At 66.2% G+C, this 22,839-nt stretch carries 21 protein-coding genes; all 21 read right to left on the bottom strand.

What is annotated here, in order from left to right:
* Positions 1-65 precede the first annotated feature (65 nt).
* Positions 66-1,412 (bottom strand): LLM class flavin-dependent oxidoreductase, encoded by a 1,347-nt coding sequence (locus AT701_RS05560; protein ID WP_058125346.1) that lies wholly within the window; start codon positions 1,410-1,412, stop codon positions 66-68.
* 22 nt (positions 1,413-1,434) lie between these two features.
* The gene (locus AT701_RS05555; RefSeq protein ID WP_223495362.1) at positions 1,435-2,280 is read right to left on the bottom strand and encodes an ABC transporter permease; all 846 of its coding nucleotides are present in this window, start codon (positions 2,278-2,280) and stop codon (positions 1,435-1,437) included.
* On the bottom strand, positions 2,273-3,076 hold the full coding sequence (locus tag AT701_RS05550) for an ABC transporter ATP-binding protein (RefSeq protein ID WP_058125345.1): 804 nt from the start codon (positions 3,074-3,076) through the stop codon (positions 2,273-2,275). Before AT701_RS05550 ends, AT701_RS05555 begins: the two co-directional genes overlap by 8 nt.
* A complete protein-coding gene (locus AT701_RS05545) occupies positions 3,073-4,143 on the bottom strand; it encodes an ABC transporter substrate-binding protein (RefSeq protein ID WP_058125344.1) in 1,071 nt (356 codons plus the stop codon). Before AT701_RS05545 ends, AT701_RS05550 begins: the two co-directional genes overlap by 4 nt.
* 207 nt (positions 4,144-4,350) lie before the next feature.
* Positions 4,351-5,778 carry an aldehyde dehydrogenase family protein gene (locus AT701_RS05540; RefSeq protein ID WP_058125343.1) on the bottom strand — a complete coding sequence of 476 codons (1,428 nt, stop codon included), beginning with the start codon at positions 5,776-5,778 and terminating at the stop codon, positions 4,351-4,353.
* Between the two features lie 42 nt (positions 5,779-5,820).
* A complete protein-coding gene (locus AT701_RS05535; protein ID WP_058125342.1) occupies positions 5,821-6,594 on the bottom strand; it encodes an SDR family oxidoreductase in 774 nt (257 codons plus the stop codon).
* The gene (locus tag AT701_RS05530; protein ID WP_058125341.1) at positions 6,595-7,482 is read right to left on the bottom strand and encodes a dihydrodipicolinate synthase family protein; all 888 of its coding nucleotides are present in this window, start codon (positions 7,480-7,482) and stop codon (positions 6,595-6,597) included. It lies immediately after the preceding gene.
* Positions 7,479-8,285 carry an enoyl-CoA hydratase-related protein gene (locus AT701_RS05525; protein ID WP_058125340.1) on the bottom strand — a complete coding sequence of 269 codons (807 nt, stop codon included), beginning with the start codon at positions 8,283-8,285 and terminating at the stop codon, positions 7,479-7,481. The genes AT701_RS05530 and AT701_RS05525 overlap by 4 nt, the downstream gene beginning before the upstream one ends.
* Entirely contained in the window at positions 8,282-9,463 is a 1,182-nt protein-coding gene (locus tag AT701_RS05520; RefSeq protein ID WP_011727455.1) for a CaiB/BaiF CoA transferase family protein, read from the bottom strand. Before AT701_RS05520 ends, AT701_RS05525 begins: the two co-directional genes overlap by 4 nt.
* Positions 9,460-10,860, bottom strand: coding sequence for an FAD-dependent oxidoreductase (locus AT701_RS05515; protein ID WP_058125339.1), 1,401 nt, complete (start codon positions 10,858-10,860; stop codon positions 9,460-9,462). The genes AT701_RS05520 and AT701_RS05515 overlap by 4 nt, the downstream gene beginning before the upstream one ends.
* 8 nt (positions 10,861-10,868) lie before the next feature.
* Positions 10,869-12,095, bottom strand: coding sequence for an MFS transporter (locus AT701_RS05510; RefSeq protein ID WP_223495361.1), 1,227 nt, complete (start codon positions 12,093-12,095; stop codon positions 10,869-10,871).
* A gap of 210 nt (positions 12,096-12,305) precedes the next feature.
* Positions 12,306-12,911, bottom strand: coding sequence for a helix-turn-helix domain-containing protein (locus AT701_RS05505; protein WP_011727452.1), 606 nt, complete (start codon positions 12,909-12,911; stop codon positions 12,306-12,308).
* Positions 12,912-13,138: 227 nt separating this feature from the next.
* On the bottom strand, positions 13,139-13,927 hold the full coding sequence (locus AT701_RS05500) for an RsiV family protein (RefSeq protein WP_174519570.1): 789 nt from the start codon (positions 13,925-13,927) through the stop codon (positions 13,139-13,141).
* A 2-nt stretch (positions 13,928-13,929) separates the two neighbouring features.
* Positions 13,930-14,622, bottom strand: coding sequence for an Rv1363c family protein (locus AT701_RS05495; protein WP_058125336.1), 693 nt, complete (start codon positions 14,620-14,622; stop codon positions 13,930-13,932).
* Positions 14,623-14,642: 20 nt separating this feature from the next.
* Entirely contained in the window at positions 14,643-15,899 is a 1,257-nt protein-coding gene (locus tag AT701_RS05490) for an MlaD family protein (protein WP_058125335.1), read from the bottom strand.
* A complete protein-coding gene (locus AT701_RS05485) occupies positions 15,896-17,173 on the bottom strand; it encodes an MlaD family protein (RefSeq protein WP_413232150.1) in 1,278 nt (425 codons plus the stop codon). Before AT701_RS05485 ends, AT701_RS05490 begins: the two co-directional genes overlap by 4 nt.
* Positions 17,173-18,294, bottom strand: a complete 1,122-nt coding sequence (locus tag AT701_RS05480) for an MCE family protein (RefSeq protein WP_003892514.1) — start codon at positions 18,292-18,294, stop codon at positions 17,173-17,175. Before AT701_RS05480 ends, AT701_RS05485 begins: the two co-directional genes overlap by 1 nt.
* Positions 18,291-19,331 (bottom strand): MCE family protein, encoded by a 1,041-nt coding sequence (locus tag AT701_RS05475; RefSeq protein WP_003892513.1) that lies wholly within the window; start codon positions 19,329-19,331, stop codon positions 18,291-18,293. Before AT701_RS05475 ends, AT701_RS05480 begins: the two co-directional genes overlap by 4 nt.
* The gene (locus AT701_RS05470; protein ID WP_058125333.1) at positions 19,324-20,379 is read right to left on the bottom strand and encodes an MCE family protein; all 1,056 of its coding nucleotides are present in this window, start codon (positions 20,377-20,379) and stop codon (positions 19,324-19,326) included. The genes AT701_RS05475 and AT701_RS05470 overlap by 8 nt, the downstream gene beginning before the upstream one ends.
* A complete protein-coding gene (locus AT701_RS05465; protein WP_058125332.1) occupies positions 20,376-21,980 on the bottom strand; it encodes an MlaD family protein in 1,605 nt (534 codons plus the stop codon). Before AT701_RS05465 ends, AT701_RS05470 begins: the two co-directional genes overlap by 4 nt.
* A gap of 1 nt (position 21,981) precedes the next feature.
* Positions 21,982-22,839, bottom strand: a complete 858-nt coding sequence (locus tag AT701_RS05460) for an MlaE family ABC transporter permease (protein ID WP_003892510.1) — start codon at positions 22,837-22,839, stop codon at positions 21,982-21,984.

Raw genomic sequence — 22,839 nt, 5'->3', positions numbered from 1 at the left:
ACGGCCGACGGGATGTTTGACCGTGGCGGCCAAGGAACGAAGTGCGCCTGCGGTGACGGGCCCGCTCACGCGGTGGATTCGGCGGCGGTGCGGGAATGCCGGCTGGGCTGATACGCCAGGCCGTAATGCCCGCGCAGCGTCGTGGCGGTGTACTCGGTACGGAACAGCCCGCGGCGCTGCAGGATCGGCACGACGTGCTCGATGAAGTCCTCCAACCCGCCCGGCAGGTACGGCGGCATGACGTTGAAGCCGTCCGCCGCGCCCTCGGTGAACCACTCCTCGAGGTTGTCGGCGACCTGCTCGGGTGTGCCCGCGCAGGTGCGGTGTCCGCGCCCGCCACCGAGTTTCGCGATCAACTGCCGCACGGTCAGCGACTCGCCGGCTGCGAGGTCCTTCACCAGTTGGTAGCGGCTCTTGTTGCCCTGGATCTGCTCGATCGGCGGCAACGGAGGCAGCGGCGCGTCGAGCGAATGCGCGGTCAGGTCCACCCCGAGCATCTGTGACAGTTGGCGTAGCGAGTACTCCGGCGAGATGAGATCGGTGAACTCCTGCTCGAGTTCCTGTGCGACCCGCTCGGTCTCGCCGAGGTACACGACAACCCCCGGCAGGATCTTCACGTCGTCCGGGCTGCGGCCGAACTTCACGGCGCGGGCCTTCACGTCGCGGTAGAACGCCTTGCCCTCGTCGAGGCTGCGCTGCGCGGTGAAGATCGCCTCGGCGTACCGGGCCGCGAAATCCTTTCCGGTCTCCGACGATCCGGCCTGTACCAGCAACGGTCTCCCCTGCACCGAGCGCGGCGAGTTCAGCGGCCCCCGTACCCGGAACCGCTCGCCGTCGTGGTCGATCCGATGCACCTTGGTGGGATCGGCGAAGATCCCGCTGTGCTCGTCGAGCACCAGCGCGTCGTCTTCCCAGCTGTCCCACAATGCCGTTGTGACATCGAGGAACTCGGCGGCACGCGCGTAACGGCCGGCGTGGTCGGGGATGCCGTGGTAGCCGAAGTTCGCCGCTTCGTCCTCCCCCGCCGAGGTGACGATGTTCCACCCGGCACGGCCACCGCTGATGTGGTCGAGCGACGCGAACGCGCGCGCCAGCGTGTACGGCGCGTTGTAGCCGGTGCTCGCGGTCGCGATCAGGCCGATGTGCTCGGTGACGACGGACATCGCGGTGAGCAACGTGATGGGCTCGAAGATGGTCTGGGAGTTGTGCTTGACGCGTGGACCCACGGCCAGCGTGTCGGCGAAGAACACCGAGTCGAGCCTGCCGCGCTCGGCGAGCTGTGCGAGACGCTGGAAATGCTTGACGTCGGTCAAGTTCCGCGCGTCGGTGCGCGGATGACGCCAGGCGGCCTCGTGGTGGCCGACGCCCATGAGGAATGCGTTGAGATGGAGTTGTCGTGGCTGTGCGGTCATTCTTGTGGTTGTCCTTCTGTTTTCAGTTGGTGTTGCGCCAGCCCGACAACCGTCCTTCGATCGCCACGAGGATGCCGTTGAACACCACCCCCACCAGCGCGATCGTGACGATGCCGGCGTACATGTTCGGGATCTGGAAGTTGAGTTGTGAAGCGGTGATCAGGTATCCCAGACCGGCTTTGGCGCCGACCATCTCCGCGGCGATGAGCACCAGGATCGAGGACGCCGCCGCCATGCGCAGGCCGGTGAAGATCGTCGGTACGGCCGCAGGCAGGACCACTTTCTGGAACAACCGGATTGGGCTCAGGCCGAGCGACCTGGCCGATTTGATCAGCAGCGGGTCGACGGTGCGGACCCCCGAAATGGTGTTGAGCAGGATCGGGAACGCCGACGCGTACACGACCAGCGCGACTTTCGAGGTCTCCCCGATGCCCAGGATGAGGACGAACACCGGCAGCAGCGCCAGCGCCGCAGTGTTGCGGAACAATTCGAGGATGGGGTTGAGAAAGTCCGCGACGGGCCGATACCACCCGATGGCCACGCCGAGCGGAATGCTCACCAGGATCGCCAACGCGAAACCGATCAGGGCCCGTGACAGGCTGGCCGAAACATGTTCCCACAGCTGACCGTTGCCGAGCAGCGTGAACCACGCCTGCACAACGTGGCTCAGCGGCGGAAGGAAGACGTTGTCCACCAATCCGATTCGCGGCGCGGTCTCCCAGACTCCGAGAAACAGCGCGATGACGACGACGGGGCGCACCAGCCGCCAGGTGAGTGCGCGGAATCTCTGGCCGCGTCCAGCCTGGGGTTCAGCTGGTGGAATAACCACCGGTGTGTCGGCGTCCAGCACCGCTGCCGGGCTAGGCATGCGAAACCTCCTCGGTCTGTGCGCGTTGCACCTCGTCGTGCAGCAACGACCAGATGTGGTGTCGTTGTTCGCGGAACCCGGAACTCGAACGCACGTCCTCGCCGCTACGGTCGATGTCGACGTCGACGATCTTCTTGATCCGCCCGGGCCTCGACGTGAGCACCGCGACGCGTTGCCCGAGGTACAGCGCCTCGTCGATGCCGTGTGTGATGAACAGGATGGTCTTGCCGGTGGCACGCCAGATCCGCAGCAGTTCGTCCTGCAGGGATTCACGGGTCTGCGCGTCGAGTGCGGCGAACGGTTCGTCCATCAACAGCACCTCCGGATCGAACGCCAGGCTGCGCGCGATCGCCACCCTTTGCTTCATCCCGCCGGACAACTCGTGCGGATAGCGGTCGGCAAAGGCCCGCAGCCCCACCAGTTCCAGGTAGTGCTCGGCGCGTTGTCTGCGCTCCGCGGCGGGCAGGCCCTTGGCTTCCAGACCGAACTCGATGTTCTTGCGCGCCGTGCGCCACGGCAGCAGGGCGTACTGCTGGAACACGATGCCGCGATCCAGTCCGGGTCCGGTGACCGGGGCGCCGTCGAGCAGGATCTCTCCCGATGTGGGACTGCTCAGTCCACCCAACAGGTCCAGCAGGGTCGACTTCCCACACCCGCTGGGACCCACCAGCACCAGGAACTCGCCGGCAGCCACGTCGATGCTGATGTCCTGGACGGCGGTGAATTTGGCCTTCTCACCGCGGATGTCGAATTGCTTGGTGACGTTGCGGAGACGCAACTTCGGTTCGGTGCTCATTTCTTCGCCAAGGTTTGACCGTCGGGACCGCTGGTTTCGTCGTAGGTGCCGTTGGCGTAGGGGTTGAACTCGTTGGTGTAGAGGTCTTTCGCCTTCAGTTGGCCTTCTTCGAGTTCGCCGTTGCGCACCAGCCAGTCGATCCACGTCTGCAACTCGCGCTCGGCGATCACCGCGCCGGGCACCGGAAGCCCTGAGCTGCGCCAGTACTCGATGGTCCTGGTGTCCTCGTTGCGCTGGCGCTTGTTGATGATCTCGCGGAACTTGGCGACCACCTCATCGCGCGGTGTCACCTGGGTCCAGCGGATCGCGCGTGCTGTGCCCTGCACGAAATCGGCGGCGGCGTCCCGGTTCCTGGCGATGAAGTCGTCACGCATGACGTAACTGCCGTAGCTGAAGGCCCCGAACAGTGCCTTGTCGGTGAACAGCGGCCGGATCCCCCCGCGCTCCTGCGCGGTCTCACGCCAGATGCCGTTCATGGCCGCGACGTCGATCTGCTTCTCCCGCAACGCCTGTTCGGTGTTCACCGGTGGCACGACCGTCAGCGTCACGGTCTTGATCTCGTCGTTGGACAGGCCCTGCTGAGCGAGCCACTCGCGAGTCAGGAACTCGTGGTGTGCGCCGAGGGTGTTCATGCCGACCTTCTTGCCGATCAGGTCACGCGCGGAACGGATCGGGCTGTCCTCCAGCACGAAGTACCCGGTGTACTCGCCCTCGTCGGCGCCGTATGAGCTGAGCACCGAGGTGATCGGGGCGCCCGCGGCGTTGAGTTTCACCACGGCACCGTTGAACGCCGAACCGACGTCGATATCGCCGGTGGCCACCGACTGGATGTCCTGTGGCCCGCTGGTGGTGTTGCCGACCCAGTCCAGCTGGATCATGTTGTAATAGCCGAGTTCTTCAGCGAGCTCCTGGAATTCGACCTGACCGGTCCAGCCCTGATATCGGACCACGGTCTTGCCGTCGACGGTCTGTGCGGAATTCCCCGATGATCCGCACGCCGTCAGCACCAGGGCGGCTGTGGCCAGTAGTGCTCCGATCGGTGCGAACACCGAACGTGGTGGCCGCATGACGGCCCTCCCCCCATTGACGAGCTTGTGACGAACTCGGCCATGGTGGCAACAAATCGGTGCTGGGTAACCCTTTGAACTCGCGGGGAGTCGAACCCCCGGGCTTATCCCGATTTAGCGTCGAGAGGAACGAAAATGCCGCGTGGAGCGTGTCCACACGGCATTTTCGTCGCTCTCGGCGGAAGCGGTAACGGGACGAGGTGGCGCTTACAGGTCGTGGCCGATGTAGACGCTCTTGGTCCAGGTGTAGAAGTCCACGGCGCGCTCGCCTTGCTCGCGGAATGTGTTGGTCGAGGAGTCGCGAACCCCGCCGAACGGCACGTTCAGGTCGAGCCCGGTCGTCGGACGATTGATCTTGACCACGCCGACCTGCGCCCGCGCGGCGAAGTGGTAGGCCTTGCCCAGGTCCCGGGTGCAGATCCCGGCCGTGAGCCCATAAGACGAGTCGTTGACAAGGTCCAGTCCCTGTTCGTAGTCCGCCACATCGATGACGCCGACGACCGGACCGAACACCTCATCGGTGGCAAGCGGATGATCGTGCAAGACGCCTGAGACCACAACCGGCGCAAGGAACTGGGCCTCGTGGTCGCGGACCTCTCCGACGTCGAACCCCGCTTCGGACGCGGCACGGATCGCCGCGACATCCTTGGCAAGTTGGGCCTCGGAGACCACGGGGCCCATGGTGGTGCCGGGGTCCAGACCGTTGCCGGGTTCGATGGCGCGCGCCTTCTCGCGAAGGGCTTTGACGAAGACCTCTCGGACACCCGGGGTGACGTAAACCCGCGATGTCGCGGTGCAGGCCTGGCCGGTGAGACTGAAGGCGCCTGCTGCGACGGTGGCCGCGGCGGCCTCGACGTCGGCGTCGTCGAGCACCAAATAGGCGTTCTTGCCGCCCATCTCGAGCTGCACACGCGCATTGCGCGCATTGAGAACGTCACGGATCGCCATGCCCACGCCGGTGGACCCGGTGAAGGACACGGCGGCGACATCTTGGTGGCGGATCAGCGCGTCGCCGGCGAGAGAACCCGAGCCGTGCACCACGTTGAGCACTCCGGCGGGGAGTCCGGCATCGACCAGGGCGGTGGCCAGGTGGTTGACCGACAAGGGTGTGAGCTCGGCAGGCTTGATCACCACGGCGTTGCCGGACACCAAGGCCGGAGCCATCTTCCAGGCGGGGATCGCGATCGGGAAGTTCCACGGGGTGATCAGCCCGACCACGCCGAGGGGTTCCTGGCGGGTGTGCACGCTGGTGTTCGGCATCGTGCTTGGCAGCGTCTCGCCGCCTGTTCGCCAACCAGCAGAGCCGAAGAACCGCAGCACGTCGATGGCGCGGCGCACCTCCCCCATCGCCTCGGCGCGGGTCTTGCCCTCCTCGCGGGTGAGGTCGGTCGCAACATCTTCGTGTCGCCGGCGGAGCAGGTCGGCAGCATCCATGAGGATGGCGCCACGCTGCGTGGGGCTCAGCGCAGCCCAGCCCGGCTGGGCGTCCGAGGCCGCAGCCACTGCGTCGTGCACGTCTGCGGCGCCGGCGGAAGGCGCGACGGCGACGACCTCGTCGGGGTTCGCGGGGTTGCGGCGCTCGAAATCAGGGTCGCCGACCCAGGCCCCTGCGATCAGGTTCTGGGCGTTGATCATGTTGTCTCCTGGGGTCTTTCGGTTGGTATGGCTCAAGGACTGCTAGAGGTGGGCGAGCATGCCGCCGTCGCAGCGCACGGCGCTGCCGGTGATGTACGAGGCTGCGGAACTGCACAGGAAAGCGGCAAGCGCACCGAATTCGTCGGGCGTCCCGTAGCGACCGGCCGGGATTTTCGCCTGCGAGGCGGCACGGACCTCCTCGGGGCTGCAGCCCTGACGTTGGGCGGCAGCCTCGTCCAGGGCAGCGACACGGTCGGTGGCGATGCGGCCGGGCAGCTGCAGGTTCACGGTGACTCCATCGGCGGCCACCTCGGAGGCGAGGGTCTTCAGATACGCCGCAAGGCCGGCACGTCCGATGTTGGAGGCAACCAGCATCGGGAGCGGGTCTTGCACACCGCTTGAGCCGATCGCGAGGATGCGTCCCCAGCCCTGTGCGCGCATGTGCGGCAGGGTCCGCTTCACCAGCGCCACATGAGCTTTCAGCAGTAGGTCTCCGATGGTGTCGATGTCCTCGGCGTCCAGGTCGGCAGCGGCGCCGGGCTTGGGGCCCGGCCCGTTGAGGACGACGATGTCGGGCTCGCCGTAGGCCTCGCGCGTCGCGGTGAGCAGATGCTCGACTGCTCGTGGTTCGGTGAGGTCGACGGGGACCGCGGTCGCCGAGGGCAGTGAGGCAGCGAGTCGCTCGGCGCGCTCGGCGTTGCGGCCGGTGATGACCACGTGGGCGCCTTCGTTTGCGAGTGCCCGTGCGGTCGCCGCTCCGAGGCCCGCGGTGGAGGCGAGCACGAGCGCGACGCGGTCCTTGATTTTCAGATCCATTCAACGTCCTTCGACGGTGTCGATGTGTGTGGCCAGGACAGGTGCCAGGCAGTCGGGCAGGCTCCGCCCGGGTGGTCGTACGCCGGACTCGGCGATCAGTCCGCGTCGGCGCAAACACTCCTTGCGCACTGCCAGCGCGATGCCCACCTGCTGCTCGAACGTGATCAGGGGCAGGTGGTCCAGGAGCGCAGCCCGGGCCTTCATCCGATCCCCGTCCCGCCAGGCGCGGACCGTGGCGACCAGCGCCTCGGGGTAAGAGAACCCGGTCATGGCGCCGGCTGAGCCGCACGCGAGCTCGTCGAGCAGGTTGATCCCGCCCAACCCGCCGAAGACGGGAACGTCGACGCGTCTGGTCAGCTCGGCAACGGCCACCGGAGTGGGAGGCGCTTCTGCCTTGACCGCGGTCACAAACGGCGATTGGGCGACCACGTCACCCAGCACACCGGCGGACACATGAACACCGCTGATGATCGGGTAGTCCTGCACGACGACGTCGGCGCCGGTGGCTTCGTTGACCGCGCGCAAATGCGTTGCGAGGGTGGCGCGGTCGGCGCTGTTGGCCTGCACCATGACCCCGGCGAGCCGTTCACCGACCAGCTCGACGGCCATCCGCGCCTCGTCGATGACAGGCGCGGTGGCCAGGCTGGTGCAGCCCACCACGAGGGGCAGCTCGGTGGTGTCGAGCACCGTCTCGAGGACCCGGCGCCGTTCTTCCCATGACAGCTTGGCTGCTTCGCCGAAGACACCCAGCACGGTCAGTCCGGTGGCGCCGACTGCCTGGGCGTGTTCGGCCAGCGCGGCGACACCGTTGTCGTCGACCTCGAGGGTGGACCCGGAGAAAGGAGTGGCCAGCACACCCCACACGCCGGGTTGCATCAACTTGTTCATCGGTCACTCCAGTTCGGCTTGCGTTTCTGTTGAAAGGCTTCGACACCCTCGGTGGCGTTCGGGCTGACCAGGGCCTCCATCAACGCCGGCAGCCGCGCGGCATGCGCTTCCCTCGGGCAGAGATGGGCAGTGCGGGTGACGACCTGCTTGATCGCGCGCAACGAGGTGGGCGCGCACGCGAGGATCTGGTCCACCCAACGGTCGACGGCTGCGTCGAGCTCGGCCATGGGCACGACCTCGTTGACCAGGCCCATGTCGGCCATCTCCTGCGCCGAAGCCTTCCGCCCTGTGAGCAGCAAAGACATCGCCTGCGTGTGCGGAATCCGCTCGCGGAGCTTGACCATGCCGCCGTCCAGCGGAACGCGGCCTACCCGCGGCTCGGTGAGGCCGAATGTGGCGTGCTCCGCGGCGATCACGAGGTCTGCGCCGAGCACGGTCTCCATCCCACCCCCGAGTGCGTAGCCGTTGACCCGCGCAATCACCGGTACGTCGAGCGTTTCACGCAGCGACAGTCCCGCGAACCCGTTCGGGTCGAGACTGGCCCAGTAGTCAACGCCGGTCTTGCCGACTCCGCCGACCGACATGTCGGCGCCGGTGCAGAACGCCTTCTCGCCCGCGCCGGTGACCACCACGACGTGAACACTGGGGTCGTTTTCGATCTGATCCCAGATCTCGTTGCACCGCTGGGTGCTCTTCGCGTCGAGCGCGTTGAGCACATGCGGGCGGTCGAAGGTGACGCGGGCGACGTGGCCTTTCACGTCGTAGCGGATCTCGTCGGTCCCCGTTCGGGTCTTCTCGCTCATCGGACTGTCCCCTCGTCGAGGAGGGCGGCGACCTGCTCGTCGGAGTATCCGAGCTCGCGCAGGATCTCCTCGTTGTGTTCGCCTAGCATCGGCGCCGGGCGGCGGGTCGTGTTCGGCGTGCCGCTCAGGCGGATCGGCGCGTTGAGCACCTTGACGGTGCCGGCGTGCGGGTGGTGCATTTCCACGACCATGCCGTTGCACACAGTCTGCTGATCGTCGAGGGCTTCTTTGAGGGTGCGCACGGGTGCGCAGAGGATGTCCTGCTCCTCCAGGCGAGACACGAAATGCTCAGTGGTGTCTTGGGCGAACCGTCGGCGGAAGATCTCCTGCAGTTCGCTTCGATGCTCGATCTGTCCTTCCAGAGTGTCGAAGCCCGGTCTGGTGGAGAGGTCCTCGTCGAACCCGAGGGCTTTCGAGATGTCACGGAGTGGGTTTTCCTTGAACGCTCCGACCATGCACACGGCGCCGTCGGTCGTCTCGAAGACCCCAGTCAATGGCATTGCGGCCCAGTTGATCTCCTCGCCGCGGTTCAGCTGGCCGGCGGCCTCCTGCATCTGCATGTGCAGCATCGAGTCGTACATGTTGACCTGCACCTTCTGGCCTTCGCCGGTGCGGTCCCGAGCGAGCAACGCGAGCAGGATTCCCTGGGCGAGGTGCATACCCGTGGTGTAGTCACACAACGTGGTCGGGTAGACCGTCAGCGGAGTGGCGTCGTCGGCGCGGCGCCACATCACCCCGGAGTACGCCTGGGCGATCGCGTCTTGTCCGCCCTTGTGGGCGTAGGGCCCTGTCTCGCCGAAGCCGGTTCCGGAGGCCCAGACGATCCGCGGGTTGAGTTGCTTGCACTCTTCGTAGCCGAAACCCATGCGTTCGATGACGCCGTGCCGAAAGTTGCTGACTACCACGTCGGCCCGCCGTACGAGGTCGCGGATGACGTCCTTGCCTGCGTCGGTGCGGGTGTCGACGGTGATGCTGCGCTTGTTGCGGTTGATCGAGAAGAACACCGGATTGTCCTGTCCTGCGGGGTCCGGGAACGAATTCCGGCTCAAATCACCGACTTTCGGGCGCTCGACCTTGATCACCTCGGCGCCGTAGTCGGCGAGCATCTGCGTGCAGCTGGGACCCATGTAGACCTGGGTGAAGTCGAGGACGACGACTCCGTCGAGGGCGCTGATCATCGGACGGTCTCCTTGTGGTGGTCGGGGCAGTGGTCGGCGGGGGCCACGCTGCCCTCGTCGATCGTGGCGTTGGCGGACGGCTGGTCGCCGGGGTCGGCGCCCTGGTCGCGCATCCTCGTCTGGATTTCGCTTGTGGGGACTTCACGAACGGTGAGCCCCTTGTCCACGGCGAGCGCCGCAGCGATGCCGACGGCCTGCCCTTGTGCCATGCAAGGTGGGATCTCGCGTGACATCCTTTGCGCCTCCGGCGTCGCGGAGTAGTGGCGGCCGGCGACGAGCAGCTGGTCCACCCCGCGAGGAAGTAGAGACCGGTAGGGCGTGTAGTAGTCCCGGCCGCGGGCGACGCTGTCGCTGAAATGGCGCCGGTTGACCACGTCGTCCTTGGTGACGACGTATTCACCCCGCAGCAGCCGTGTCTGCCGCACCCCCATCTGCTGTGCGACGTCGAGGATGTAGGCGTTCTCGAACCCGGGCAGATCCTCGCGGATGGCCGTCAGTGCGTTGTCGATTCGCTCCCTCGCGGCGAACTCGGCGTTCGTCAGCGACTCGGGGTCCGCCCCGTCGAAGCCGGTCATGTGCGGGGTGTTGCACCACACCACGCCGGGCAACGGTGTCTTCAGCCACCACAACTCCCAAGCTCCACCGAGAAGCCGCTTGATGCGGCGGTTGATCGCGCGGGCCTCACGCGGGTTCTCCTGCTCGAACCTCTCGGCGGCGTCGGTATCGACACCTCCCAGGCGGAACACGAGCGTGACCAGATACTTGTCGTGCTCGTAGGGCGCTCCGGACCGAGAGGCCACGTCGATGTCCCCGGTGGTGTCGATCACGACGTTGCCCATGATCGCCTGCGGACCGGCCTTGGTTTCGACGACAACACCTTTGAGTGCGCCGTCGTCGATGACGGGACGGGAGAACCAGCTGTGCATCCTCAGGTGCACACCGGCCTCTCGGACCAGCTCGTTGGAGGTGATCTTCCAGCCGTCAGGGTCGAACGCGACCGCGTAGCAGATCGGCTTGGGGTTGGTGTGGGAGTGGAAGTTGAAGAGGCCGTAGCGACCCCACTTGTTCCACAGCTCGGTCGCGGCGTGCCAGTCTTCGCGCGGCGGGTAGACCGCGTGGTTACGACGGGCCATACGCTCGACGTATTCGTCGACGATGCCTTGCACGGTGATCTCGTTGCCGTTCACCATGTCGTCGAGCACCAGGACCATCCCGCCGGAGGCAAGCCCCCCGAGCGCTGAATAGCGCTCCACGAGAGTCACGTCGACGCCGCTGCGGGCCGCGGCCACCGCGGCGCTCACGCCGGCCGGACCGCCGCCGACCACAACCACGTCGGAGCGCCTGACGATTGGTGCGTCCAGCTGATCGCTACTGATGGCGAGCTCAGAGGTGTTCATGGGTGCACTCACTTTCCTGCGAAGGTCCCGCTCTTGCGGCGGGCGATGATGTAGAGGACGACGCTGATCGCGGCGAGGGTCGCGGTGTAGGCCGGGAAGACCCAGAGTTGGCCGATGCGTTGCAGCCAGACCAACAGGTAGGAGGCGGTGCCTCCGAACGCTGCGACTGCGAGGCCGTAGCCCAGGCTGGTGCCGGTCGCGCGACAGTACTTCGGCATCAGGCTGGTGGAAACGACGTTGTAGAGGGTCATGTTCGCCACCAGGAACACGCCGCCGACGAGCAGCACGACGGTGAACGTGCTCATGCCTGGCCCGGCGTAGAGCAGCATCATGAAGACGGCGGGGATGGCCAGCAGGCGCGTGCCGATGAAGGCCTTCGACAGCGTGATCCGGTCGGCGAGACGGCCGGTGACGATGGAACCGATCAGCAGGATGACGCCGAATGCGGTTGTGGCCGCGAAGATCCTGGTGGGGTCCTCGTTGAACGTGCTGCGGGCCAGGCTGGGCAAGCCGACGTTCCAGGCGTAGTTGTAGGCCTGCGCGGCGCCCACTACGAAAATCATTGCGAGAAGGCCGATCCAGTGCTTGAGAACACCGCCCCAGGTGCCGGCGTTCTGTTCGGCTTTCTCCTCATCGTGCAGTGTCTCGGGCAGGGTACGGCGCAAGTACAGGACGAAAAAGCCCATCGCTGCGCCGAATAGCATCGGGACCCGCCAACCCCACGCCGCCATCTCGTCGCCGCCCAGGAAATAACTGGTGAGGAAACTGACCAGCGAGGCGAGCAGGATGCCGAAGTTGACGAAGAAGCTGATGTAACCCGCAGCGCGACCCTCGTGCCCGGCGGGGTTGACCTCCACGGCGTAAGCGGTCGACAGGGGTGCCTCGATGCCGGTCGAGACGCCTTGCAAGATCCGCAGCACCAGCAGCAGGACGCCGGCCCACACACCGATCGTGTCGTACGTCGGCATCACGGCGATCACCAGCGTGGTGACCGCCATCAAGCTGACCGACAGCAGCATCACGCGGCGACGGCCGATCCGGTCGGCCAGGTTGCCGAGGAGCACGCCGCCGAGCGGGCGCATCACGAATCCGACCGCGAATACGGCGAGCGTGTCGAGGGTGGCCGACACGGAGTCCTGGGGCGCGAAGAACTGCGGGCCGAGGTAGGCGGCAAGCAGGCCGAAAATCATCCAGTCATACCACTCGAGGGTGTTGCCGAGGCCGAGCGCGAGCATGGTGCGCCGGCTGGTCGGCGGCGCGGCCGACGCTGGTGATGTTGCGTTCGTGGCGGCCAAGGGCCGTGGGGAGCTTGCCATGGTGGGTTCTCCGGTATTCCGGTCTGGTTTTTGGACGCACTCGGCCGGCTCCGTACGCGTCGGTGCGCACGGAACGGTGGTTGTTGAGGTGAGGAGAGGTGTGCCCGACCGGGTGTCGGCCGGGGAGGGCTACCAGGTGGGTGGTGTAGACACCCAGATCGCGGTGCACTCCTCGGTCTCGGAGGGGTTCACATACCAGTGGGGGATGTTGGACGCGTACCGGATTGAGTCACCGGCATGGAGCCGGTGACGGATGCCGTCCAGGTAGACGTCCTTCGTGCCTGACAGGACGATGCCGAACTCTTCGCCGTGGTGGTGGTACGGCGTGGCGCTCGTGTCGTAGCCGGGTGGGGTCACCACCCAGGTGGCCTCTAGGGCGCCGTTGAGGTCGGGGGTTAGGAGCTCGTAGCTCCCGCCGTCGTCGTTGGCCAGCCCGTGACCGTCCAGTCGGCGCCGCTCGTTCTTGCGGACGACGACCGACTTGCTCTCGGGAGCTTCGAGCAGTTGCCCGATGGGCATCTGCAACCCGTGGGCGAGCTGAACCAGCGTGGCGAAGGATGGGTTGCCGTTGCCGCGCTCTATCTGGCTGATGAGTCCGGCGCTGACACCCGCGGTCTCCGCAAGCCGCTCTGTGGTGAGTTGACGCTCCTTGCGCAACATGCGGATACGTGACCCGAGGTCACCGAGCATGGCGTCGACCAACGCTTTGTTGTCATTCGGTTTGGCCTTGCCCATCTGTCCTCCCCCCGCTGAAAAGCATTCCCCAGCGTCTTCACTATGTCAACAGTTACTTCATTAAGTTGAAGTAACGTGAGCTGCCGGATCTCTACTGTCGCAGTTCGACGGATGCGCCGGGACGGGATCGGTCACGGAACCGAATATTGCTGCATGACAGCACTTCACCGTGCCATCACTGAGCATTCCTGATACGTGCCCCGCACCCGATATGAACCCGTCGAAGCTCAGGCGCCCCCGTAGCGCGGCTGCAGGATCGGGGCGAGCGCGGCGAGCGGGATGTGTGCCTGCACGGTGCCACCGTCCATCGACCACTGCATGACGCCGGGGGTGAAATCGGTCGGCCGGTCGCGTGCGACAGGGTAATCCGGCATGTAGATGATCAGTTCGTCGGGCGTGAGGGCCCATGCCTTGTAGGCGCCGGAGTACACCTTGTCGGGTAACCAGCGATCGAACACGAACGGGTAGGTGCCCGGCTGGTGCGGGGGTGGCGCCTGGTCGAGTGCCTGCACGATGAACGGCTGCGCCAGCGGCGGGATCGCGGTCAACGGATCCACACCCGGCTTCATGAGATCGGCCAGCTGAAGGCGCCGGCCCTCGGCCATGTCGAAAGTGAAAGTGCGATAGGCGTTGTTGAAGTCCGGTCCGTCGGCGTGGTAGGTCTCGCGGAACACCACCGACAGCGCATCGCCGTGCCGGAAGATCTGATAGTTCTCCTCGCCGAAGCTGTCGGCGACCATCTTCTGGCCGGCCTTCATCCAGTTGCCCACAAGCGTGCTCAGATAGTCGCGCACCACGGGGCCCGCCACGGGGTCGTCGACAAGCTCGCCGGGGATCGCGACCTTGATGTCACGTGTCGCCTTGCGGTCGGACTCGATCGACAGGTGACAGTAGGGCCCGTCCATCCGGCCGGCGAGGTCGTCGCAGAACGACACCACCGACGCCCCCGCGGATGCGGCGGTTGCGAGCGCGACGACGGTCAGTGCCGCGCCGATGAGAGGGCCGAAACGCTTCATGCTCAGGGCAGCTCGACCTTGCTTGCTTTCCATTGCCCGTCGACCTTCTCCATGGTCATCTTGATGCGGCTGCGGTCGATGCGGGGATCCGGCACGGCCGTGTTCTGCACCGACTGGTCGACGAAGAGCAGCACCACAGCTTTGTTTTTGGTCGCCGACTGCACGGCCGACTCCACCACCACGCCGTGCGCGGTGGCTTTGTTCTCGATCAGCAACTGGCGCAGCTGCATGCTCGACTGCGAGTACATGTCCTTGAACTCCCCCGTGGCGCCTGCGAGCACCTGGTCGAAATTCTCGTCGACCTTGTTCGAGTCGATGCTGGTGAGCACCTGGGCGTAGTTCACCGCGGCGTCTCTGGCCTGGTTTCCGGCCGCGATCACCTGCTTGGTCTGCCACAGCTGCCAGCCGACGAACCCGCCGCCGCCCAGCAGTGCGGCGACCAGAATGCCTGCGGCAACGCCCAGTACGACGCCACGACGCTGGTTTGGGCTGGTGACCGTTTCAGCCGGCTTCTCGTCGGAAGGCTTGTCGGACGGCTTCTCGCCGGAAGGACCGGTGACCTCGTCGGATTCGGGTTCCGTTGCGGTGTCCTCCGACTCGGCGACATCGAGTGCCTCAACCTCGGCGTCCTCGGTGTCCTCGACGGCCTCGTCGAAGACATCCCTGCGCTTGTCGGTTTTGAGTTTCACGGTCATCTCCTTCGTATGGGGCGTGGCTACCGAGGCGGTTCGATCGGCAGCGTCGGTCCCCCGTAGGGCGTCGGAATGGTGTAGCGGCCCCTGGGCGTGGGGTCGGTCTGGCGACCGAGATCAGCGCCCGGTGGCGGCCCCGCGGTGTCGTCGTCCGCAGGCCGAGGCGCGTTCTTCGCCCCGCGGACCAGGACGCCCGGATGGACGTCGCGGCAGTAGGTGTACATGAACGGCTCCGGGAAATCTGCCGATGACGGCGGCAGTTTCGGTGTGCCGTAGTCGCAGGTGTAGCGCGGGTACGGTTCGGCCGTCCCCCACAGACCACCGTCGTGGATCGCGGTGCCGAGCGCGTCGAGCACCGAGGTGCGGTACGACGGGAACAGCGCGTTGAGCGCGGGCACCCGCAGGTAGAGCAGCCGTGAGGCGGTGGTGAGATTGCCCAAGAGCTGCACCATGGTGTCGGAGTTGTCGACGAACAGGTTGTCGACCGCCGCCAGGGTCTCCGGGGTCTGGTTGGTCAGTCGACGGTATCCCTCGCGCATCTTGTCCATGCCCGTGAAGGTTTCGGTGAGATTGTCCGAGGCGACGCTGATGCCGGGATTCTTGTCGGCCATCAAGGTGAACACCACGCGGCCGGTCCGCAGCAGCGAACTGGTCTCTGGCAGCACCGAATCGAGCGTGGACAGCAGGAACGTTCCGCCGTCGACGATATCGGCGAGCTTCTGCGGGCCGGCGTCGGTCAGGCTCAACTCGCGCTTGATCAGTTCGATCTTCGCGGTGTCCACCTGCCCGAGCGCACCGTCGGCGTCGGCCAGCAGATTCGCGAGGCTGACCGGGACAGTGGCCTGCCCCTGCCGGATCACCGCACCGTCGGCCAGGAACCGGCTCGAACTCTCGGCGGGCACGTCGATGAAGTCGATGTACTGCTCACCGGCCGGCGACAACCCCGACACCCGAACGTCGCTGGCCTCGGGGATCCGCACCGTCGACTTCACCTTGACGATCGCATTGACCCCGGACGGCGTGATGTCGAGACGTTCTACGCGGCCGATCGGCACACCTCGTAGCGTCACGTCCTGATCCGGCAGCAGGCCCGCCGACTCCGGCAGCTGAACCGTGAGGCGGTAGTCCGAATCGAGCGGATTCACCTGCAGCGCACCGAAGAACAAGTACGCCGTCGCGACGACGAGCGTCATCACCAGCCCGAGCGCAGACAACCAGGACCGCTTGCGGTACCCGAAGCGGACGAGGCCGACGATCCGGTCGGCGACTGCGTTGATCATCGCGGGGCCTCAGCGGGTAGCGGTGCCGGCGCCTGCGCCGCGGGCGCCGGTTCGGGTGCCGGAGCGTCTTCGGGCGGCGCGGCCGCGCCGGGATCGACGATGATCTCGCCGGGCTCGGTGGGGCTGGGGATCACCGGAACCTGTGGCACACCTGGGCCTTGGCCCACCACTCGCTCCTGCAGGCGCAGCAACGTGTACTTGAGCGTGCCGACCAACTGGTGCCAATCGTGGCGCTTGGGACCGTGCAACCCCTGATCGCCTGCGAAGCCGATGTCGGGTGTGGAGCCGAGGATGAGGCGGTCGACGCTCGCGTCGAGCGAGATGGCACCGGAACTCATCGACTTGATGAACGGCGGCAGCAGCCGGTTGAGCGCATAGAGGGTCGCATCGGGGGCAAGCGCGACGTCATTCCACGCTCCCGCAACCGTGTTGGCGTCGGCGATCACGCTGCGGCCGCTGGTGTCGGCCCCCGCGATCGACGGGAACTTGCGCAGCTGGTCGGACACGTCGCCGATCTGGGTGACCAGGTCCGCGATCTGCGTGGTGTGGGCCGCCAGCGTGTCGGTGGCGGGACGGGCCTGCGCCATCACATCGCTGAGCGCCTGGTTCTTGGCCGAAATCTGTTGTGCCAGGCGTGATGTCTCGGTCATCGCGGTCGAGATCTCCTCCGACCGCGCGGTCAGTGTCGCCAGCGTGTTGTTGGTCTTGCGGATCAGGTTGCCGAACGCCTGGCCCTGGTCGCCGGTCGCCTTGCCCATGCCGTTGATGAGGTTGGTGAAGTTGCGCACGGCTCCGCCGTTGACGAGGATCGCCGCCGAACTCAGCACCGATTCGACCGTGGCCGCGGCGGCGGTTGCGTCCAGGTCGATGGTGTCACCGTCTTTGAGCAACGGCGTGCCTGGCTCGACCGGGGCGGGAGGTTTGATGGCGATGAACACATCGCCGAGTGGTGTCGCGGACCGCAACTCGGCAGTGCTGCCCTCGGGCAGTCGCACGCCTTCCATGATCCGCAACGTGGTCACCGCGGTGTAGTTGCGGGCGACCATGGAGTCCATCTCGCCGATGTCGGCGCCGGCGAGCTTGACCTTGGCGTTGGCGGGCAGGTTCAGCGCGTTGGAGAAGATCGCGGTGATCCGGTACCCGCCGCTGCCCACACCGGGGGCGGGCAACGGCAGATCGGCCAGACCGTTTGTGGCGCAGCCGGAGACGATGACCGTCATCGCGAACGCCGCGACCAGACGAACTTTCCGTAGACGTTTCGGTGAAGCTGCCATCACTTCTGCCCCATCGCCGCAAGTCCGTCGAGCATGGAGCTCAATCCGAAGTCAGGCCCGAAGTCCTGCAGCGTGCCGGTGCTGCAGCCCAATTGGCGCAGACCCATCATGTTGCAGACCTCTTTGATCAGCTGATTGTCGAACAGCAGCTTGTCGGTGACCACCTTCACCCGCAACGCGCCGTTCTTCTTGTCGGCGACGTTGTACAGGTTGTCCAAGGTCATCGGTGCGATGTCGAGCAGCTCCTTCACGTCGCGTTCGTGGTCGACGGCGACGGTGTTCAGCACGACGTCACCGTTGGCGACCAGATCCTTGATGGCGTCGCGGTGGGTTTCGAGCACCTGCCCGGTGTGGGTGAGCACCTCATTGATCTTCTTGCCGGTGGTGCCGCTGCCCAGATCCTCGTCGGCGACGATCTGGCTCAACGCCCGCACGGAGGAGCCGAATTCGCGCATCATGGCGTCGTTGTCGGCCGCGGCCTGCGACAGCGCACTCAGGTTACGCACGATCGTGGTCAGCTGATCCTTGGTGACCTGCCCGCGATCTGAGCTGAGCCGCAACGCGTTCGACAGTTCGCCCAGCGCGTCTTTCATCTGCTGGCCGTTGCCGTCGACGATGGACGCGCCGGCACCGAGTACGTCGGCGATCGGGCCGTTGCCCTTGCCGTCACCGCGCAGCGAACCCGCGAGCTTGTCGAGAACATCGAGCACCCGCGCGAACTCCACCGGTGTGCGGGTGCGGTTCAAACCGATCGTGGCGTTGTTCTGCAGCGTCGGACCACCCCGGTACGGCGGGGTCAACTCGATCTGGCGGTCGGTCAGAATCGAATTGGAGATGGTGGCAGCCTGGACGTCGGCGGGAATGTTGACGCCCTTGTCGACCGTGAACTCCACCTCGACGTAGCCGTTCCTGTTGCGGATCTTCTTGACCTCGCCCACCGGCATGCCAAGGACCGCGACCACATTGCCCTCGTAAAGCCCTGCTGCGCTGTCGAACTGGGCGGTAACGGTGATGGCGCCCATCTGCTGCTTCACATAGGCACCGCCGACCGCCAGCACCACGGCACCGAGTACCACCGCGGCGAGCAACGCCGCGGCCACCTTGTTCCTCAGAAGTTTCATTTGCAGTCCTGGAAGTACTGGATCATGCCGAACTGCTTGGCGCGGCCACTGATCGCGCACATCCAGGAGTCGACCAGCAGGCCGCTGGAGGAGTTGAAGTCGATGGCGTTGCCGGTGCCGGTCATGTTGGCGATGTTGCGCAACGCGATCGGTGCGGTCTGCAGGATGCTGCGGAGCATGCCGTCGTTCTTGCTGAGCAGCGAGGACAGTTGGCGCAGATCCTCGACCAGTTTCTCCAGCTCCGGACGGTCGTCGATGACGATGCCGCTCAACGTCTGCACCAGGTTGGTCAGCGCGTCCATCATCGCGTGGAAGGTCGCGCGCCGGGCCACGAATTCCGCCAGCAGCGAGTTGCTCTGGTTCATCAGGCTTCCGATGGTGGACTTCTGCCGATACAGCGTGTTGCTGATCAGCTCGGTGGTCTTGAGCAGCTCACCGAGCTGATCGCGGCGCTGGGCGATGATCGTCGACAGCGTGTGGGTGTTCTCCAGCGCCTGCGGGATCACCGGCGGCAGCGTCTCCAACTGGGAACCGAGGATCTGCAGCGTCTCGGCGAACTTGTCGGAGTCGACCTTCTCGAACGTCGTGGTGACGTCGGTCAGCGCCTCCTGCAGGTCGTACGGCACGTCGGTGTGCGAAAGGTCGAAAGTCCTGTCCGGGAGCGTCCCGTCACCCGCGGGTTCCAGTGACAGATACCGCGAACCGAGGATGGTCGTCACCATGATCTTGGCGCGCGAATCCTTGCCGAGACCAACGTCGTTGCGCACCTTGATCTTCGCCTCGACGTGGTCCCCGGCCAGCCGCATGCTCTTGACCTCACCGACCGGGATGCCGGCCACCGTCACCGGGTTGCCCGCCTTGAGCGCGGCGGCCTGCAGGAACCGCGCGGTGTACTGCGTATAGCCGATGTCGGCGACCCGCACCAGCAGCATCGCCCCGATCAGCACCGACACCACGGCGACCGCGACGACACCGAGCCACAGGCGGTTGTAGCTCTCGAGCGGTTTGCGCCGCCTGGCCTTTCGCGCCTCAGCCATTGGCCATGCTCCTGCACTTGGGGGTGTGCTGCGCCTTGTTGCCGGGGGTCGCCGCGTCGACGATGATCGGCGTGACGTCGTTGAGCCCCGGGAAGAACGCGGTGGCGTTCAGGTCACACAGGTAGGCGTTGGCGTATGTGCCCTCCTGGGTGATCCGCGCGAATCCCTTCAGCATCAGCGGAAGATTGGCACCCACGAACGCCAACTGCGGTTCGATCCCCAACATGTGCGCAGCGAAACCGGGCTGGCGCTGGACCATTTCATGGAGGGACGGGTACACCTCGTCGGAGATCGTCGACAACTGGCGCACCACCTTGGCGATCGAGCCCATCGACTCCACCAGCTCGGGTCTGCGCGCCTCGAACGTCGCCACGACCGACTGCGCCTCCGACACGATGTGGTCCAGGTCGTCGTTGTGCCGGGCCAGGTTGGCGGCCACGGCGTTCAGATCCGTGATCACGCTGCCGAGTTCCTCGTCGCGTCCCGCGAACGCCTCGGTGAGCTGGGCGGTCTGGTCGATCAGCGCCGTGATGGAGCCCTGGTCGCCCTGCAGCGACTGGATGACGCCCTCGGTGAGGTTGTTCGCGTATTTCGGGTCGAGCACGCTGAACAGCGGCTCGTAGCCGTTGAGCAGCGTCCCGACGTCGAACGACGGGTCGGTGCGTTCGAGCGGGATCACGCTGCCTGCGGGCAACAGCGTGGGATCGCCCTCCTTGCCCAGGGACAGGCCGAGATACCGCTGTCCGACGATGTTCTGGTAGGTCACCGACGCGACGGTGTTGCCGAACACCTGCTGGTCGGCCTGCACCACGAACGACACCTTGGCGTGCTTGCCGTCGAGTTCGATCTTCTCGACGCGGCCGACGCGCACGCCGGCCATGCGCACGTCGTCGCCCTCGCGCAGCCCGAACACGTCGGTGAACACCGCTGTGTACGGCACGGTTCGCCCGGCCACGTCGCGACGTAGCGTCACATAGACCATCCACGTCAGCGTCAGCGCCACGACCATGAACAACGACAGTCCGATGAGCGCACCGCGGATCTTCATCGGGGCTCCTCTCCTGCAGTGGGTTCGGCAAGCGACACGGTGGTGCCGCGGGCCACCGGCCCCAGCAGCAGCTGGGTTGCCGTGCTGGCCGGCTGACCGGTGATCACGCTGAGCGTCACCCGTTCCTGTTCGCTGCCTACCGGCCCGACGTTGCCGCCGAACGACGCCGGCGCGGCTTCGGCGGGCAGCGGGCCGGGCGCGGGCGCCGGTGGGGGCGGGCTGCCCGGTTTCGGCGCGACCGGTGCCAACGGTGACTGGTTGACCCCGGGCGGCGGGGTCACGGGCAACGCCGAGTTGGCCGTGCCGGGTACCGGCGGCGCGGGCGCCATCCACGGCGGCAGCGGCGGATTCGGGTCGGCCAGGCTGGGATTCGGGTTGATCAGCGGAGGACCGACCGCGACCAGGTTCCCGTTCTCGCCCACGACGGTGCCCGGCGGGGGCGCCAGGTCCTTTGGCGGCTGGTAGTTGCGCGGCAGCATCTGGTCGGGCAGCGCGGGCCGCGTCACCACCAGCGGAGCGGTGAAGCAGCTGGGTCCCTTGAGTTCTCCGTACTGCGGGCAGTCCGCGCGGGTGTAGGTGTAGCTCGGGGTGAACGACAGGTTCATCCGCATGTTGCCGACGTTGCGTTCGGGCCGCCACACCTCGTCGAAGAACTTGTCGGACAGGTTGTTCAGCTTGACGAACGCGGGCAGCCAGTGGTGTGAGGTGTCGGCCAGGTTGCCCACCACGGGCGTCAGCTCGGAGGTGATCTTGACCAGCCGGTCGGTGTGGTTGTTCAGCGCGGTGCGTGTGGTGTCGAGGGTGTTCATGCCCGCGCTGATCAGCGAGTCGAGCTGGGACCGCTGCTCCACCAGGGTCTGCATCGGCCGCACGGCCGTGTGCAGCGCGTCGACCAGTTCCGGCGCGGTCTGTTGCAGACCGCGGGTGGCCTCGATCAGCGTCGACACCGTGGTGGGTGCGGACGGGTCGGTCGCGACGATCGAATCGACCTCGTCGATGAGACGGTTCAATTGCGCACCGCTGGTGAGCAATTCGGTGCGGCGGCCCTCAGTGGCGGCGTTGACTGCGGCGAGCACACCCACCGTGCGGTCCTCGCGGCCGCGGCCGGTGGCGGCGAGGATGTCGCGCAGCTTGCTGATGGTGGTCTGAAACAACACCGTCGGAAGTTCGGTGTCCTCGGGGATCTGCGCACCGGCCGAGATCGCCGGGCCTGCCCCGCCGTCGCGGTCGACCAACTGCACCGACGACACCGCGAACACGTTGCTGGGCACCACTCGGGCAGTCACCGTGCTCGGAATCGACGACGCGTACTCGGGATTCAGATTGATGTGGACGTAGTTGGGTTCACCGTGTGCGGCTGGGGTGACGTCCTCGACCATGCCGACCAGCACACCGTGGTACTTGACGTCGGAGCGCTGCGGCAGGCCGTCACCGACGTTGATCAGCGCGGCCACCACCCGGACGTACGGGTCGAGCCGTCCGGTCGCCTTGACCAGCAGCACCGTCGAGATCAGCCCTGCAACAACCAGAACGGCGAGCCCGCAGGCCAGAAGCTGCCTCTCGGATGGCCCGCGCCCGTCGAGTTCGATCGAGTTCCCCATGTCAACCGCCGAACCGTGCACCCGAATCCACCGACCACAACGCCATGGTCAGCAGCATGTTGACGATGATCACCACGGTGATGCTGGCCCGCATGGCGTGTCCGGCCGCGACACCGACGCCCACCGGGCCGCCCGATGCGTAGAAACCGTAGTAGCACTGCACCGTGGAGGCGATCCACACGAAGATGATGGTCTTCAGCAGCGAGTACAGGATGTCCTGGCCGGACAGCATCAACGTGAAGTAGTGCAGATATGAACCCGTCGACCCGCCGCTGATCAGGAACACCACGGTCTGGGTGGTCAGGTAGCTCACCGCCAGGCACATCACGTACAGCGGGATCACCGCGACCACCGCGGCCATCAGCCGCGTCGTCACCAGATACGGGATCGGCCGGATCGCAATGGAATCGAGCGCGTCGATCTCCTCGGCGATGCGCATCGAGCCGAGTTGCGCGGTGAAGCGGCAGCCCGCCTGCGTGGCGAACGCCAGCGACGCCGCGATCGGCGCGAGCTCACGCGTGTTGACCAGTGACGAGATGATGCCCGTCGCCGGTCCGAGGCCGAGCAGGTCCAGGAAGTTGTAGCCCTCGATGCCGACGAGGGCGCCGACGGTGATGCCCAGCACCACGGCCACACCGGCGGTACCGCCGCCGACGACGAGAGATCCGTTGCCCCAGGCGATGTCGGACAGCAACCGCACGAACTCGCCGCGGTAGTGCCGCAGCACGATCGGTATCGCCGCGACCGCGCGCACGAAGAACACGAGCATGTGCCCGAGGCGCACGATCGGCTTCGAGGCACGCTGCCCGAAGCGCACCCACGGCGCGAGCAGTGTCGGGACGTACGGCGACGCGGTCAT

It is taken from the genome of Mycolicibacterium smegmatis (assembly GCF_001457595.1).
Lineage (GTDB): Bacteria > Actinomycetota > Actinomycetes > Mycobacteriales > Mycobacteriaceae > Mycobacterium > Mycobacterium smegmatis.
This window is presented reverse-complemented; position numbering and strand designations above follow the sequence as displayed.

What these genes read in the sequence shown, in the direction of transcription:
- AT701_RS05560 (WP_058125346.1), bottom strand. Translation starts at nt 1,412, where the DNA reads ATGACCGCACAGCCACGACAACTCCATCTCAACGCATTCCTCATGGGC.
- AT701_RS05555 (WP_223495362.1), bottom strand. Translation starts at nt 2,280, where the DNA reads ATGCCTAGCCCGGCAGCGGTGCTGGACGCCGACACACCGGTGGTTATT.
- AT701_RS05550 (WP_058125345.1), bottom strand. Translation starts at nt 3,076, where the DNA reads ATGAGCACCGAACCGAAGTTGCGTCTCCGCAACGTCACCAAGCAATTC.
- AT701_RS05545 (WP_058125344.1), bottom strand. Translation starts at nt 4,143, where the DNA reads ATGCGGCCACCACGTTCGGTGTTCGCACCGATCGGAGCACTACTGGCC.
- AT701_RS05540 (WP_058125343.1), bottom strand. Translation starts at nt 5,778, where the DNA reads ATGATCAACGCCCAGAACCTGATCGCAGGGGCCTGGGTCGGCGACCCT.
- AT701_RS05535 (WP_058125342.1), bottom strand. Translation starts at nt 6,594, where the DNA reads ATGGATCTGAAAATCAAGGACCGCGTCGCGCTCGTGCTCGCCTCCACC.
- AT701_RS05530 (WP_058125341.1), bottom strand. Translation starts at nt 7,482, where the DNA reads ATGAACAAGTTGATGCAACCCGGCGTGTGGGGTGTGCTGGCCACTCCT.
- AT701_RS05525 (WP_058125340.1), bottom strand. Translation starts at nt 8,285, where the DNA reads ATGAGCGAGAAGACCCGAACGGGGACCGACGAGATCCGCTACGACGTG.
- AT701_RS05520 (WP_011727455.1), bottom strand. Translation starts at nt 9,463, where the DNA reads ATGATCAGCGCCCTCGACGGAGTCGTCGTCCTCGACTTCACCCAGGTC.
- AT701_RS05515 (WP_058125339.1), bottom strand. Translation starts at nt 10,860, where the DNA reads ATGAACACCTCTGAGCTCGCCATCAGTAGCGATCAGCTGGACGCACCA.
- AT701_RS05510 (WP_223495361.1), bottom strand. Translation starts at nt 12,095, where the DNA reads ATGCTCGCGCTCGGCCTCGGCAACACCCTCGAGTGGTATGACTGGATG.
- AT701_RS05505 (WP_011727452.1), bottom strand. Translation starts at nt 12,911, where the DNA reads ATGGGCAAGGCCAAACCGAATGACAACAAAGCGTTGGTCGACGCCATG.
- AT701_RS05500 (WP_174519570.1), bottom strand. Translation starts at nt 13,927, where the DNA reads ATGAAGCGTTTCGGCCCTCTCATCGGCGCGGCACTGACCGTCGTCGCG.
- AT701_RS05495 (WP_058125336.1), bottom strand. Translation starts at nt 14,622, where the DNA reads ATGACCGTGAAACTCAAAACCGACAAGCGCAGGGATGTCTTCGACGAG.
- AT701_RS05490 (WP_058125335.1), bottom strand. Translation starts at nt 15,899, where the DNA reads ATGATCAACGCAGTCGCCGACCGGATCGTCGGCCTCGTCCGCTTCGGG.
- AT701_RS05485 (WP_413232150.1), bottom strand. Translation starts at nt 17,173, where the DNA reads ATGGCAGCTTCACCGAAACGTCTACGGAAAGTTCGTCTGGTCGCGGCG.
- AT701_RS05480 (WP_003892514.1), bottom strand. Translation starts at nt 18,294, where the DNA reads ATGAAACTTCTGAGGAACAAGGTGGCCGCGGCGTTGCTCGCCGCGGTG.
- AT701_RS05475 (WP_003892513.1), bottom strand. Translation starts at nt 19,331, where the DNA reads ATGGCTGAGGCGCGAAAGGCCAGGCGGCGCAAACCGCTCGAGAGCTAC.
- AT701_RS05470 (WP_058125333.1), bottom strand. Translation starts at nt 20,379, where the DNA reads ATGAAGATCCGCGGTGCGCTCATCGGACTGTCGTTGTTCATGGTCGTG.
- AT701_RS05465 (WP_058125332.1), bottom strand. Translation starts at nt 21,980, where the DNA reads ATGGGGAACTCGATCGAACTCGACGGGCGCGGGCCATCCGAGAGGCAG.
- AT701_RS05460 (WP_003892510.1), bottom strand. Translation starts at nt 22,839, where the DNA reads ATGACCGCGTCGCCGTACGTCCCGACACTGCTCGCGCCGTGGGTGCGC.